We start from the raw sequence: 14,382 nt of genomic DNA on the forward strand, positions 1-14,382 counted from the left end.
TCGAAGGGACACGCCATGGTCGACTTCCGGCTCAGCGAGGAGCAGGAGGCACTGCGCGACAGCGTCCGGGATTTCGCCCGCGAGCAGGTCGCGCCGGTGATCGCCGAGCACTACGAGCGCAAGACGTTCCCCTACGACGTGATCCGGCAGATGGGCAAGATGGGCCTCTTCGGCCTGCCCTTCCCCGAGGAGCACGGCGGCATGGGCGGCGACTACTTCGCCCTCTGCCTGGCCCTCGAGGAACTGGCCCGGATCGACAGCAGCGTCGCGATCACCCTGGAAGCGGCCGTCTCGCTGGGTGCCATGCCCATTTACCGCTTCGGTACGGACGAACAGAAGTCCCGCTGGCTCCCGCAGCTCTGCAGCGGCGAGGCCCTGGCCGCGTTCGGTCTCACCGAGCCGGGCACGGGCTCGGACGCCGCCGGCACGACCACCCGCGCGGTGCTGGACGAGTCGACGAACGAATGGGTCATCAACGGCTCGAAGGCGTTCATCACCAACTCGGGCACCGACATCACCTGCCTGGTCACGGTCATGGCGGTCACCGGGACGCGGCCCGATGGCTCGAAGGAGCTGTCCACCATCATCGTCCCGTCCGGCACGCCCGGCTTCACGGTCGCGCCCGGATACTCCAAGGTCGGCTGGTGCGCCTCGGACACCCACGAGCTGGCGTTCGATGACGTCCGCGTGCCCGCGGCGAACCTGCTCGGCGAGCGGGGTCGAGGCTTCGCCCAGTTCCTGCGCATCCTCGACGAGGGCCGGATCGCGATCGCGGCGCTCTCCACGGGACTCGCCCAGGGCTGCGTCGACGAGTCGGTGAAGTACGCCAAGGAGCGTCACGCGTTCGGCCAGCCGATCGGCAACTACCAGGCCGTCCAGTTCATGATCGCGGACATGGAGATGCGGGCGTACACCGCGCGGCTCGGCTACTACGACGCGGCGACCCGCATGCTCGCCGGCGAGGACTTCAAGCGGTACGCGGCCGCGGCCAAGCTGAACGCCAGCAACGCCGCCATGGAGAACAGCCGCTGGGCCACCCAGGTCCACGGCGGCTACGGCTTCATGAACGAGTCCGCGGTGGGACGCTTCTACCGGGACGCCAAGATCCTCGAGGTCGGCGAGGGCACCTCCGAGGTGCAGCGCATGCTGATCGCCCGGGGGCTCGGACTGTAACGCTCGCCGCCGCGAGACAGTCGGTTTGTCGACAGTCGGGCACGTGAACTCGGCATTCATCGCCATGTCTGCCTAGGTTCGTCTTCATGACGTCAGATCACGGGGCGGACCGAGAGGGTCCCGGATTCGACGGCGTGCTGCGCGGTTACCGGCTGCGAGCGAGCCTGACCCAGGAAGAGCTCGCGGCGCGGGCGGCGGTCGGTGTGCGTACGGTCCGCGATCTGGAGCGCGGCCGGGCCTCCCGGCCGCAACGCACCACGGCCGAGCTGCTCGCCGCCGCACTGGGTCTCGTCGGGGCCGACCGCCTCGCCTTCCTCGCGGCGGCCCGCGGGCACTCGGCGGGTGCGCAACCGCCGCGCTACGTGCGGCTGCCGCCGGCCAGCGATCTGATCGGTCGCGACGACGACGTGGCCCACCTGGTCACCCGGCTGTCCCGGCCGCCGGGCGACGGATCCCGCGGCATCACCCTCGTCGGGCTGGCCGGGGTCGGCAAGACCAGCCTGGCGCTGACCGTCTCGCACCGGGTGACGCGGGCCTACCCGGGCGGAGTCGCCGGGGTCGTCGTCACCGACGGATCGACCATCGGGGAGGTGCTCGCCGGGGTGGCCGCGGTCTTCGGCGTGGGCCGGCCCGACGACCTCGCCCCACGCTTCGCCGGCCGCTCGGCCCTGCTGCTCATCGACGCGGTGGAACGGGCGCCCGAGGCGCTCGCCGAAGCGCTCGGCCGGCTTCTCGCCCAACACCCGACGCTGCGCTTCCTCGCCACCGGGCGGCACCCGATCGGCCTGCCCTCGGAACGCGTCCAGCCGGTGGCTCCGCTGGTCGCGCCGCCCACCGGCGCCGTGACGACCCTCGAGGACGCGGCCCGATACCCGGCCGTAGCCCTCTTCCTCGACCGGCTCGCACAGGTCCGCGGCGCCCAGGTCGAGCCGGACGAAGTGGAGCCCCTGGTCGCGCTGGTCCACCGCCTCGGCGGCCTACCCATCGCCCTCGAACTAGCGGCGGCACGCGGGCGCGTGCTGACCCTCGCGGAAATCCTCGACCGGTACGGCGACCGCGTGCTCGACCTCTCCGGCCGCCCGGCCGACGGCGGCGTGGGCGGTGCTCTGCGGGGCCGCCCGGCGGACACCGGCGTCGTCTCGGTTCGGGAGGCGGTGGCGGCCAGCTACCGCCTGCTCTCCATCGCCGAGCGAAAGGCGCTGCACCGCCTCGCGACGTTCCGCAACCGGTGGTCGCTGGACCTGGCCGAGCAGATCATCGACCGCGATCCGGAGGTCGATGTGGTGCACCTGCTGGACCGCTTCCTCGAGCTCGGCCTGCTCAGCGCCCGTGGCGCCCGGGCCTTCCGGTTCCGGCTGCTCGACGTGGTGGGGGACTACGCCTGTGAGCGAGCGGCGGCCCTGGGCGACCTGCCGGCGGCCCGCCGGCGCCACGCCGAGGTGATGGCCGACCTGGCACTGTCCATCGCGCCGGACCTCAAAGGCGCCCATCTCCCCGAGGCGGCCGCCCGGCTCGACGACGTCTCGGGCGACATCGGTGCGGCGCTCACCTACGCGGCGAAGGAAGATCCGCACACGGCCCTGCGCCTGGCGGCCTGCCTGCCGCGCTGGTGGCGGTTCCGGGGCCGGGACGTGACCGGCAGGCAGTGGCTGCGGCGGCTGGTGGAGGACCCGCGCACGGCGGACGCGGACCCGGCCATCCGCGCCTGGGCCCAGGTGGGGCTGGCACAGCTCGCCCTGGAGCACGGCTCGGGCGCCGAGGAGCTCGGTTCGGCACAGGCGGCTCTGGCCGAATTCACCGTGCTCGGCGACGTGCCGGGCCAGCTGACGGCCCACAGCCAGCTCGCCGCGCTGTGGATGACGGCACACGGATACGACCGTGCCCGCGCCCACGGCGAGGAGGCGCTGGCGCTGGCCCGGCGCAGCGGCCGCCTCCGGGACATGGCGGTCGCCGAGAACAACCTGACCTGGCATGAGATCCGCGAGGGAAACCTGCCCGCGGCCCGGCGCCGGCTGGCGGAGGTCGACAAGCTGGCCAGCCGATGCGGCGAACACCGGCTCCGGGCCGTCGCCGTGGCCAACCTCGCCGAGGTGGAGCGGCTCGACGGCCGTCACGAGGAGGCCGCCCGGCTCGGCCGGCACGCGATCGCGGAGCTGGAGGACGTCGGCGATCCCGGCCACCGGCGGCGCGTCCTGGCCACCATCGGGCTGGCGCTGGCCGCGGCCGGTCGCGCCCGGGAGACCGAGGGTGTGCTGGCCGAGCTGCGACCGTCGGACGCGGGCGTGCCGCCGGACGGCCCGGCTGCCGTGGTCGAGGGTGCGCTGGTTCTGCTGCGGGGAGACGAGCGGAAGGCGGCCGAGCTCTTCGAGACCGCGGCGGCGGCGTACGAGGGCGGCCACGATCCCCGCGACATGGTGGAGGCGCTGGTGGGGCTCATCCGGTGTACGCGGGAGACCGAGCAGCGGGCCAAGCTGGTGCACCGGCTGCACGAGATGTGCCGTACGAGCGGGATCGCGCTCCTGCCCCGGGACCGAAAGCTGATCGAGGCGCCCGCGGAGTGAGCGGTGCGGCGTGGACGACCGGCGCTTTCCGTGCCCCCCACAACGCCGGTCGTCGCAACGCCCCGGTAACGCGGCGAGAACGATGACTCCCCCGTTTGCCTCGCCTCGGCCTCGGCCGCGCCGCGTCCCCCTGTGGAGATCACCCTAGCGGGCTGGACCTGCGGATATGCGTAGATAGGCGGGTTTCGACCGGGGGACGTCGGCGATTCTGCCGGTACTTCTGCCGGTTCCTCACCCAGTGGTGGGTAAAAGCGTGGAACGGCGTTTACGCACCGGTTACGTATGGGTCACGCAGCGTGGCTTCCGCCTTCAGGGGGGTGTGTGGTGCCCGCCGTCGCGCACGGGTTCACCGCGTCGCGGATGGTGCGCAGCGACTCGGTGAAGTCGTCGAGCTGTGCCGGCGAGAGCTGGCCGATGAACCACCGCTGCATGAGCTCGAGGTGACCCGGCAGCACCTCGTCCAGGCGTGCGAGGCCGGCCTCGGTGATCACCGCGTACGAACTGCGGCGGTCGCTGGGGCATGCCTCCCGCCGGACCAGGCCCTCGCGGTCCATCCGGTCCACGACGCGGGTGACGCCGCTGGTCGACAGGGCGGTCTGCCCGGCCAGGTCGGTCATCCGCAGGCGGTGCTGCGGGGAGCGGGCAAGCCGCAGCAGCACCTCGAACTCGACCGAGGAGAGCCGATGCTGCTCGAACTGCGCGGCGAAGCGGTTGGTCAGGCCGGTGTAGGCCTCGGCGAAGAGGCCGTAGGCCGTGAATCGGGGGTCATCGAAGTTGGTTCCCACGCTCAACATGCTACCAGCAATCACTTGACACGGGGAATATTGCATGGCTTATAGTTGCTACGTCAGACAAACACAGCTCATCCCTCGAGAGGACACGTCATGACCGACACCGCCGCCACGGGTACCCGCGAGTTCCAGGGTCTCCAGATTCCGGCCGCCGGCACCTACGAGCTCGACGCCGCGCACAAGCGGGTCGGTTTCATGGTGCGTCACCTGATGGTCAGCAAGGTCCGCGGCAACTTCGCCGAGGCTGCCGCGACCATCACCATCGCCGAGAACCCGCTCGAGTCCTCGGTCGTCGCCACCATCCAGACCGCCAGCGTGCAAACCGGCCAGGCGGACCGCGACAACCACCTGCGCACGGGCGACTTCTTCGAGGCGGAGAAGTACCCGACCATGAAGTTCCGCAGCACCGGCATCAAGTCCTTCGAGGGCAACGAGATCGTCCTCGACGGCGAGCTCACCATCAAGGACGTCACCAAGCCGGTCGAACTCCTCGTCGAATTCGAGGGCGCGACGGTCAGCCCGTACGGTCAGCACGTCTTCGGTTTCAGCGCGACCACCGAGATCGAGCGCGAGGACTGGGGCCTCACCTACAACATGGCGCTCGAGTCCGGCGGCGTCATGATCGGCAAGAAGGTGAAGATCGAGATCGAGGGCGAGGCCATCCGTCAGGCCTGACCCCGTACCGGGGCTCGACGCCCCGGTCTCCGCGTCGGCTCGAGACGGGCCGGCACCTACGGAGCCGCCGACGAAAGGCGCCACCCGAACGCGGGCGGCGCCTTTCGCGCGTCAAAAGCCGTTGAGTCGTGCGCCCCCACGTCTGCCGGCCGCCGACCCTGCGCCTGCGCGTTCGCACTCCGGGCGTATCCCGCCAGATGGGCGATTACCCCACCGATCGCAAGGAATCTGCCTGCTATGGCGATGCGGGCCGTAACCGGTTTCGGCGAGCTAGCGTCCTTGCGCTCGAGCTCCCGCCCCTGCGCTCCCCGCTCCACCTATGCCTCCTCCGACCAGCACTTTTGCCCTCGTGCCGCCACCTTGTGGCACTCCAGTGGCGTCGACGACCCTGGAGTGCGATGGTGGACCGAGCGCTTCCGTACGCTCACCCAGAGCTGATGAGTGTCCGTTTCGTCCCTGGCCACGGTTACCGGGTCCACATAACGTGAGAGCGTCACGCGAACGTGCCAGGAGGATCGATGGGTAAGGACCTCTCCGGTTCCGTCTTCTCCAATGAGGACCGGGTCCACTATCGGCAGAAGGTTCGGCGTTGCCTGGACGTCCTCGCCCTGATGTTGGACCGGCGCGAAACCCCCGGCGCCGAGCGACCGGGTGCGGTTGTGCGCTTGAGTCAGCGACCGGGTTCGGTCCTGCAACTGGACGAGCCACCGAGCCCGATTCCCTTCGACGCCGACAGCCGGATGACCGGCCTCGAAATCGAGCTCAACCTCATGGACGCCGCGGCCGAACCGGCGATGCGCAACGCCGAGATCCTCGCCGACCTGGCCGACCCGATGTTCCAGACCGAGCTGGGCCAGTTCAACCTCGAGCTCAACGCCCGCCCCCGGATGATCTGCGGCGACGGCTTCGCCGACTATGAGCGGGACCTGCTCGAAAGCCTCGCCCGCGCCGAGGAGCGGGCCAGAAAGTCCGACGCCACCATCGTGCTCATCGGCAGCCTCCCGACCCTCACACCGGACCACCTCGTCCTGGCGAACCTCTCGGCGAACGAGCGCTACCGCGCACTCAACGACCAGATCGCCGGCGCCCGCGGCGAACAGTTCAGTGTGGACATCCGCGGCGTCGAACGTCTCCAGACCGCCAACGACTCCATAGCGCCCGAGGCGGCATGCACGAGCGTGCAGTTCCACATGCAGGTCCCGCCGGACAGGTTCGCCGCGCTCTGGAACGCCTCCCAGGCGGTGGCGGCGATCCAGGTGGCGATCGGGGCGAACTCCCCGTACCTGCATGGTCGGCAGCTCTGGGCCGAGACCCGGATCGCGCTGTTCGAACAGGCCACCGACACCAGGCCGGAGGAGCTCAAGGCGCAGGGCGTGCGCCCCCGCGTGTGGTTCGGCGAACGCTGGATCACCTCGGTATTCGACCTGTTCGAGGAGAACGTCCGCTATTTTCCGCCGCTCCTGCCGATCCTCGACGACGAGGATCCCATCGCGGCCCTGCAACGAGGTGAGGTCCCGAGCCTCGGCGAGCTACGCCTGCACAACGGCACGGTCTATCGCTGGAACCGGCCGGTCTACGACATCATGAACGGCCGTCCGCACCTCCGCGTCGAGAACAGGGTGCTGCCCGCGGGCCCGACCGTCGTCGACATGCTGGCCAACGCCGCCTTCTACTACGGCCTGACCCGCCAACTCGCCGAGGAGGAGAGGCCGATCTGGAGCCGGCTCCCGTTCCCCGCGGCCGAGGACAACTTCCACGCGGCGGCCCGTCGCGGCATGGAAACCACAATCCATTGGCCGGGTACGGGCGAAAGCCCCGTAACCGACCTCGTCCGCGACATCCTCCTCCCCAAGGCACACCAGGGCCTAGCGAAGTTCGGCGTCGCCGCCTCCCACCGGGACCGCCTGCTCGGCATCATCGAGGGCCGCTGTCGCACCGGCCGCAATGGCGCCACCTGGCAGACGGAGGCCGTTTGGCACGCCGAGCACCACAAGGGCCTCGACCGCTACGGTGCGCTGCACGACATGTTGCTGCGCTACAGCGCGCATCAGCAGACGAACGAACCGGTGCACACCTGGCCGGTCGACTAGACCTCTCGGTCCTTTGTCGCGCTAAGCCGGATCGTCGTTCGGGGGAGTGTCCTTGGGAACGGGCTTGGCCCGCGAGGCCGGCTTCGTCCCGCTCGCTTTCCTGGCCGGCGCCTTCTTGGCCGCCGCGGACTTACTCGGCGCCTGCCTGGGGCCGGCGGCCGAAGACGGCCCGGGATTTGCGGCGCCCGACCCGGGATTTGCGGCGCCCGACCCGGGATTTGCGGCACCCGACCCGGGATTTGCGGCGCCCGACCCGGCGTCGCTAACGCCGGTGGCGTCGGTGGCGCCGGTGTCAGAGAAGAGTGGCCTCGGCGCACCCGACGGGTTGATCTTCGCGACGGCCGGACTGGCCGGCGGCCGAGCGACCGTCTCCCGTTTCGGCGCCGCCGGCGAGGGCGGCCCACTCGGCGTAGGCGGTGGAGGCGTGGCGCGAGTCCCACTCGGCGCAGGCGAAGGCGTTGGGATCCGCGGTCCACTCGGAGGCGGCGTCGCGGCAACCGACCCCCTCGCCGTCGGGGACGGGGACGGGGACGCGACTGGCCGACTGGTCGCAGAAGGCGCAGACGCGTCGACCGACCCACGCGGCGTCGCACGCGGGGCTGCGGCGCTCGGCCCGTTCGCCGGCACGGCGCCTAGTTCGGATGCCGGGGAATGAGGGGACGATCGAGCAGCTGCAGGTGCTTGTGCACGCCCGGTCGCCACAGAGGCCGGGTCGACGCCCGACGCCTCGGTCTGCTCCCGGCCACCGCGCATCCGACTCCACAGCGACGGCTTCTTCCGGTCGGCGGTCTCCACCACGGCGGGATCCGGCCGGCCTTTGTCCCCGCCTTTGTTCCTGCCTTTGCCCCCGCCGGCGGCCGTGGGTCGCTCCGCCTGTGCCGCGCTGACCTGCGCGGATCGCTCGGCCTTTCCCACCTGCTCGGCTCTGCCAGCTTCCGCCGCGCTAGCCCCGCCAGCCTTACCGGCTCCGCCAGCTTTGCCAGCTCCGGCGACGCCAGTTCCGGCGACGCCAGTTCCGGCGACGCCAGCTTTGCCGGTTCCGCTAGCTCCGGCGACGCCAGTTCCGGGGACGCCAGTTCCGGCGACGCCAGCTTTATCGGCGCCGGCGCTGCTAGTTCGACCGGCTTTGTCAGTGCTTGTCGCGCCAGGTCGCCCGGCTTTGCCGGCGCCAGCCGCGGAGGGCCGGTCGTTCGGCGAGCCGGTCCGTGCGGAACGCGCGGTGTCGCGGTTGGTCGGAAGTGTGGAACGCGCCGTGTCCCGGGTGGCCGGAAGTGCGGCGCGCTGGCCCGGGATGCCGGCGGCGCCCGCGGCTCGGGCCGCGCGTCGAGCGGCGCGCCGCTGGGCGAGAGCGATCGTCATCGCCGAGCCCGCGAGTCCGGTCAGGACCGTATATGGTGCCGTCAGATATGCGGAGGCGAGCGGGCCGAGGTCCGGCGTCAGCTGTGGCGCCAGGACGAAGAAGGCGACTGCGACCAGCAGTGGCCCGACCGCTCCGGAGGAGGACGCGCCCACGCCGAGGTCTCCGCGCCGGGCGGCCGGCCCGGCGGCGATGACGCCGAGGACGAAGGCCACCAGCAGCGTGAGCAGCGCCTCCGGCCAGCGGATGGTGCCGTACGTGCCGCCGTCGACGGGGACGAACTGCCAGCTCGACAGGTAGGTCGCTGTCGGCCGGTGCCAGAACACGTCCGCCGCGACCGCCGCGACGGCGAGGGCCCAGAGCCAGCAGGCCGTGGCGATGAGGTTGGCCGCCGCCGGGCGCGAGACCACCGCCCAGTACGCGAGTAGGAGTCCCACCAGGACGCCGATGACGGCGTACCCTCCGGCCACCGTCTCTGGGGAGAACGTGTCCGCCCGTACCGAAGCTCGGGCGGGAAGCGCGATCAGCGCGACCGTCAGCAGTGCCCCGACCGCCGCGGATGCCGCAAGCGCGAAGCGCCAGGGTCCGCCGACCGCCCGGCCGAGCCGACCCGCGATGACCGCGCCGAACACGGTGGCGCTCGCCGCCGTCCACGTCGCCCAAACGAGACTGCTCAGCCAGACGCTGTCGTCGGCGGTGGCGCTCGTGGGCCAGACCACCACGCCCAGGCCGTAGCCCAGACCGAGTTGGGCGGCGCCGGTCCCCGCGGCCACTCCGGCCGCGGCTCCCACCTGCGCTGTCCAGCCCTTCGCGGCCATGCGGGGCACTGTAGCCGCCGAGGACGATGCCTGCGAATTGATGAGCCGATGCTTCAAGATTGGTTAAGTTGATTCTGAGGAACCCGGCGAGGGAAAGGTACGGCGATGTCCGACGACACCGGCGAGTTCTTTCCTTTCCGCGATGAAGCCTCCGATGAGGGTAAAAAACACCCGAACGGGCGCCCCCGAAAGGGGGATGATTCAACCGGCGAGTCGCCGCGGACGCCGGCGGAATCCGACCACACCGAGACGCTCCCGGCCGCCGACGACGCCACGGCGGTCCATGGATCCGACGCTGACGAAGCCACGGCGGTCCATGGATCGGACGCTGACGACGCCACGGCGGTCCATGGATCGGACGCTGACGACGCCACGGCGGTCTATCGGGCCGGCGGCGATGACGCGACCACCGTGCATCAACCGGCGGCGGGCGGCGGGTGGGCTGACGACGACCAGGTCTGGGCGGGTCGCGCCGGGGTTCGCCGGCCGGACCCGGCCAGCGATGCGACGCGTACGGACTGGGCCCTGGTGCCCCGCGACGAGCCGCGGGGCAAGTGGTGGATGCCGATCGCCGTGGGCCTGGTGGCGTTGTTGCTGCTCAGCATGCTGAGCTGGGGCGTCTGGCTGATCCTGCAGTCCACCGGCGACGACGATGAGGAGCTCCCGGTGCCGGTCAGGACGACCTCGGCGGCACCGGCGCCGACGACGAAACCGACCACCAAGCCGCCGTCGACCGCGCCCACCACGGTGCCGCCGACGAGTGCCCCGCCGAGCACGCCGAGCGACATCACCATTCCGGCGCTGCGTGGGCTGTCTGTGGACGAGGCCAGGGGCGCGCTCAATCGCAGCGGCCTGAACTACCGGCTCAGGTACCTGACGAGCACGGAAGCGCCGCCCGGGACGGTGATTGACAGCGACCCGAGCGAGGGCAAGCAGGTGCCCGGCGACACGATCATCAACCTGATCGTCGCGTCGGCGCCGACGCCGTCGTCCGCGCCGAGCGACGGCGCGGACGAGGACTGACCAGGCAATTCGCGGGCGGCGGACCTCAGCGGTTGGCGCGCATGGCCCGAGCCGGGAGGACGCCTGAGTTCACGCCCGGCTGCCGGCCGTTACGGGTACGGGGATCGGGTGCCTTGCCCACCTGGCGAAGGCCACTCACCTGCACGAAGATCGATCGGCGCTCCACCGCGTCGCCCGAGGAGTTGAGCTCGTAGCCGTCCAGCCAGATCCAACCCTCGTACGTCGGCCAGTCGTGAACGCGGATGACCCGGAAAAGCATCGGCGATGAGAATTGAACGCTCGCCGCCTTCGTCACATGTATGACATCGCCGGAACGAGGAAGCACGTCAACTCCTGTCCTGAAACCAGTCTCGGGGCAAACACCGTTTTGCCGTACAGCGAACACAGATGGTCCAGTGTGCCCGGCTCGTACGCCTTGGCAAGGTTGTGAGGGTGCCAAATCATCACAACAGTGCCGGAGCGCCGCCGTCGGTCCCCGCCGGGACCCCGCGTCTTCGCGAAGTCCACGTAGGACATTCGATCGGAGCCGACTCCCGCGAGCAGCGGTGCGTTGGGCCAGGCGTGATCACCGGGGAGCGTTGAGTGACTTCCGCCATACCGAAAGATTGCACCACGCCTCGAATCGATGCAAGTTGCATGTCAGCCGTCCGTGACGAAGTGATCACTGTCGACGCTTGAAGGATCAAGAGATCAACAGAGAGACTGAGAACGACAAGCACCGTACGGCGGAGCGCCTCGTCGGTCCCGTCGCACCCTCGGAGGTAAGCGTGAATCCCCGCCGCAGCCCCACCATCCGACGCCGCCGACTCGGTGCTGAGCTGCGCAGATACCGCGACACGGCGGGCGTGACGATCGAAGTGGTCGCCGACCGGCTGGGCTGCTCACCGTCCAAAGTGTCCAGGATCGAGACCGGGCACACCAGCGCCACTCCCCGCGACGTTAAAGACATGTTGGACATTTACGGCATTAACGGCGCCGAATCCGATGAATTGGTGCAGATTGCCCGAGAAGCCCGGCAAAAGGGATGGTGGCACCCCTTCAGTACGGTGCTTACCGGCGCATATGTGGGGCTCGAGGCGGCGGCGAAGTCGATCCGGGCGTACGAGCAGCAGGTCGTGCCCGGACTCCTGCAGACCGACAAGTATGCAATTGCCATGATTCGATCCGCTCGATTGGGTGACAGCGAGCAAGAAATAGAGCAACGGGTACGAGTCCGAATGGCTCGCCAAGCGTTATTGATTCAGGACGATCCGATCGATCTTTGGGTGGTGCTCGATGAGGCGGTGCTGAGCCGGCCGGTCGGCGGCGACGAGGTCATGCGCGATCAATTGTTGCGATTGGCCGAGATGACCGAGCTGCCGAACGTGACCCTCCAGATCCTGCCGTTCGCGGTGGGCGCCCACGCCGGCATGGACGGCACCTTCGCGATCCTCGACTTTCCCGATGCCGAGGACCCGAATGTGGTGTTCGCCGAGAATGCGACGGGCGGTCTGTTCCTGGAGAAGACCGACGAACTCCGCAAGTACAACTCCATCTTCGACACCATCCGGGCGACGGCCCTCTCACCCGAGGAGTCCCAGAACATGATCGTAATGCTGGCAGAGGAGCCATTGTGGAAGTCGAGACCAAGGGTTTCCGGATCGATCTGAGCCGCGCGGAGTGGTTCAAGAGCACGCGCAGTGGCCCCAACTGCGACAACTGCGTCGAGGTGGCATTCGTCGACGAGGCCATCGCCGTACGCGACTCGAAGAACCCGACGGGACCCGCACTGATCTTCACCGCCGAGGAATGGGACGCCTTCGTCGGCGGCGCCAAGGACGGTGAGTTCGACCTGTAGCGGTGCGCGACGCCGGATCGGGGACGGCCCCGCGGGGGATGGTGCCGGACCGGCTCGTCGACCGCTCTCGCTCCCGCAACGGAGCGTGGTCGCCGACCGGTCCCGGCCATTCCCACTCCGGCGAGTGCTGATCAACTCCAGTCCCCGCCTCCGAGCATGATCGCCGTCTGACTCCGGCCGCACCTCCGCCCGGGCAGGCCCGCTGTCTCATTCCGGCCCGGCGCGACCGCCTATCGGCCGCACCCCCGCCCCGGGCAGGACCGCCGATCAGCTGCTCCGTCTCGGCCGCATCCCGGCGCCCGCGTGTGCTCGGCAAACGCCGCCGTCCATCGACCGGATCACCGACGCGCGGCCCAGTGCCGCGGCGACCGGCGAAGGCGTTCGTCGTATTTCGCCGGATTTGCACCGTCGCTCCTCGGGGAGTCTCCTCGTTGAACGCCTTAAGCGCGGGCCGGACCGCGCCGGCGTACCGCTGCTCTGCCCGTACGGCTGACCGTCCCCCTCGCGTGACGGTGCGGGCAGGGTCAACTCAACGAGCGAGGCAAGGCGAAAACGATGACGATGGGTTCCGACAATCTGAGCAACGGGACGTCGACCGCGCAGGACCGCTTCAGCGGTGGCGTGAGCGCGTACCGGCAGAACCGGCGCGAGGCCGCACTCGCGGCCGAGAACGGCGACGGCGAACTGGTGTCGCGTGGCAGCGGACCGAGCCTGTCTTCGTCGGGCCTGCCGACCCGCACCCCGATCGAGCCGACCAGCGCGCTGGACCGGGCCGCGAAGCTGCCCTCATTGGACATGCAAGGCCTGACCGAGCCGGTCTTCTCGCCGAGCGCCTGGGTCGACGCGGCGCCCTCGCAGTCGATGGCGGATCACCCGCTGTTGCGCGGCCTGCTGCTGGAACTCCCGACCCGGGGCACGATGCCGCCGTCGGAGTGGCTGGACCGCTGGTTCGAGGCGGCCCGCTCGATTCTCGAGCTGCTCTACGTGCAGGAAGCCAAGCGTCAGTAATCCGGCGACCGGGGCGGCTCAGCCGATCATGTCCGCCTCCCGGATGGCCGGCGCCGGCAGCGGGACAGCTGCCTCGAGCTGTGGTTGTGCCTCCGGGCGGGCACGCAATCCGCCACGGGACAGCGGCGCGAGCACGGCCAGGCTGAGCCGGCTGTGCCGCGCGGCGTGCCGTGCTGCGAGCGCGATCACAGTCACGATCACGGCGGCCGCGGTGAGCGCGACGCCGCTGACGTCCGTCCGTGAAACCTCGACGATCCCGGCCACGGATGCCACACCGATCGCGGCCGCCAGCCCGGTCGCCTGCAGTGGTGCGGCGACCAGCGGATGGGCGGCGGCAGCCAGCAGCGCCAGCGGCGCCGGCGCCATCGGCGCCGTGGCGAACGCATTGACACCGCGCCGAAGCTGAGCGAGGCGGCGCGCGGTCACCGTCACCACAATCATTGCGGGTACGGCGGCAAGCAGCGCGGCCGCCGGCGCCATCGACTCGCCGGGCAGAAGACCGGTCACCAACGGTACGGCGAGGAGCGCCACGACCCCCGCACCGACCACGATGGACAGCGCCCGGGCCCGCCGGCGAAGCTCGCGAGCCGTGTGGGCGCCCGGGAGCGTTTCGACGAGCAGGCCGGCGGCGAGCCAGGCCGCGGCGAGGGTGCCGACGAGGATGACGTCCGTCGTGGTGTTCACATCGACACACTTCACCACCCACGCAAGCCGCGAAACCGGGAGATAGCCGGATCCCCGCCCCCTAGGGGCCACCCCCATGACATGGTGTGCTTGGACCGTTACTGTGCGCTCTCATTCCAATGGGCGAAGCGGACAATGCCCCCTGTTGCGACCGTGACGTCTGTCCTAGTGTCGGGGGCCAGAAGCCCGGCGACGCGGAGGGATCAAAGGGGCCGCACGCCGGTGGCGACGAGCACGACCTGGGGAGGTCGGCCGGGATCCCACCCGCGACGCGGCGGGGATCCCGGCACCGCCCGCCATCCCGAACCACTCAGCTACGGGTAACCGCAAAGCCACTCGGCGCCGCCTAGCCACCCGGCCTCGCC

Annotated in this window: 12 protein-coding genes; 9 read left to right on the top strand and 3 right to left on the bottom strand. The window is 70.3% G+C overall.

The window, feature by feature from the left end; translation table 11 throughout:
* The first annotated feature begins 15 nt into the window (after nt 1-15).
* On the top strand, nt 16-1,173 hold the full coding sequence (locus tag AB0M36_RS19670) for an acyl-CoA dehydrogenase family protein (protein WP_364159399.1): 1,158 nt from the start codon (nt 16-18) through the stop codon (nt 1,171-1,173).
* Nucleotides 1,174-1,259: 86 nt separating this feature from the next.
* Nucleotides 1,260-3,734: a helix-turn-helix domain-containing protein gene (locus tag AB0M36_RS19675; protein ID WP_364159401.1), complete on the top strand. Its 2,475-nt coding sequence runs from the start codon at nt 1,260-1,262 to the stop codon at nt 3,732-3,734.
* Between the two features lie 287 nt (nt 3,735-4,021).
* Here AB0M36_RS19675 and AB0M36_RS19680 read toward each other — a convergent pair whose 3' ends face one another.
* Complete coding sequence (locus AB0M36_RS19680; RefSeq protein ID WP_364159403.1) at nt 4,022-4,519, bottom strand: MarR family transcriptional regulator; 498 nt, start codon at nt 4,517-4,519, stop codon at nt 4,022-4,024.
* A 99-nt stretch (nt 4,520-4,618) separates the two neighbouring features.
* Here AB0M36_RS19680 and AB0M36_RS19685 point away from each other — a divergent pair, with 99 nt between their 5' ends.
* The 4 genes from AB0M36_RS19685 (at nt 4,619) to AB0M36_RS19700 (ending at nt 10,488) form a co-directional block, all read left to right on the top strand.
* Complete coding sequence (locus tag AB0M36_RS19685; RefSeq protein WP_364159405.1) at nt 4,619-5,200, top strand: YceI family protein; 582 nt, start codon at nt 4,619-4,621, stop codon at nt 5,198-5,200.
* Nucleotides 5,201-5,718: 518 nt separating this feature from the next.
* Nucleotides 5,719-7,290: a glutamate-cysteine ligase family protein gene (locus AB0M36_RS19690; RefSeq protein ID WP_364159407.1), complete on the top strand. Its 1,572-nt coding sequence runs from the start codon at nt 5,719-5,721 to the stop codon at nt 7,288-7,290.
* A gap of 1,729 nt (nt 7,291-9,019) precedes the next feature.
* Entirely contained in the window at nt 9,020-9,382 is a 363-nt protein-coding gene (locus AB0M36_RS19695) for a hypothetical protein (RefSeq protein ID WP_364159409.1), read from the top strand.
* A gap of 188 nt (nt 9,383-9,570) precedes the next feature.
* Nucleotides 9,571-10,488: a PASTA domain-containing protein gene (locus tag AB0M36_RS19700; protein ID WP_364159411.1), complete on the top strand. Its 918-nt coding sequence runs from the start codon at nt 9,571-9,573 to the stop codon at nt 10,486-10,488.
* A 25-nt stretch (nt 10,489-10,513) separates the two neighbouring features.
* Here the strand turns inward: AB0M36_RS19700 and AB0M36_RS19705 are convergent, their stop codons facing one another.
* Nucleotides 10,514-10,813: a hypothetical protein gene (locus tag AB0M36_RS19705; protein WP_364159413.1), complete on the bottom strand. Its 300-nt coding sequence runs from the start codon at nt 10,811-10,813 to the stop codon at nt 10,514-10,516.
* 442 nt (nt 10,814-11,255) lie between these two features.
* Here AB0M36_RS19705 and AB0M36_RS19710 point away from each other — a divergent pair, with 442 nt between their 5' ends.
* The 3 genes from AB0M36_RS19710 to AB0M36_RS19720 all read left to right on the top strand — a co-directional run bounded on the left by AB0M36_RS19710 (nt 11,256) and on the right by AB0M36_RS19720 (nt 13,333).
* Complete coding sequence (locus tag AB0M36_RS19710) at nt 11,256-12,137, top strand: helix-turn-helix transcriptional regulator (protein WP_364159655.1); 882 nt, start codon at nt 11,256-11,258, stop codon at nt 12,135-12,137.
* Nucleotides 12,101-12,325: a DUF397 domain-containing protein gene (locus tag AB0M36_RS19715; RefSeq protein WP_071804030.1), complete on the top strand. Its 225-nt coding sequence runs from the start codon at nt 12,101-12,103 to the stop codon at nt 12,323-12,325. Before AB0M36_RS19710 ends, AB0M36_RS19715 begins: the two co-directional genes overlap by 37 nt.
* A 555-nt stretch (nt 12,326-12,880) precedes the next feature.
* Entirely contained in the window at nt 12,881-13,333 is a 453-nt protein-coding gene (locus AB0M36_RS19720; protein ID WP_364159415.1) for a hypothetical protein, read from the top strand.
* Nucleotides 13,334-13,351: 18 nt separating this feature from the next.
* On the opposite strand, the gene AB0M36_RS19725 is transcribed toward AB0M36_RS19720, so the two are convergent.
* On the bottom strand, nt 13,352-14,017 hold the full coding sequence (locus AB0M36_RS19725) for a hypothetical protein (protein WP_364159417.1): 666 nt from the start codon (nt 14,015-14,017) through the stop codon (nt 13,352-13,354).
* Nucleotides 14,018-14,382 lie beyond the last annotated feature (365 nt).

It is taken from the genome of Actinoplanes sp. NPDC051346, assembly GCF_040682215.1.
Taxonomy (GTDB): Bacteria; Actinomycetota; Actinomycetes; order Mycobacteriales; family Micromonosporaceae; genus Actinoplanes.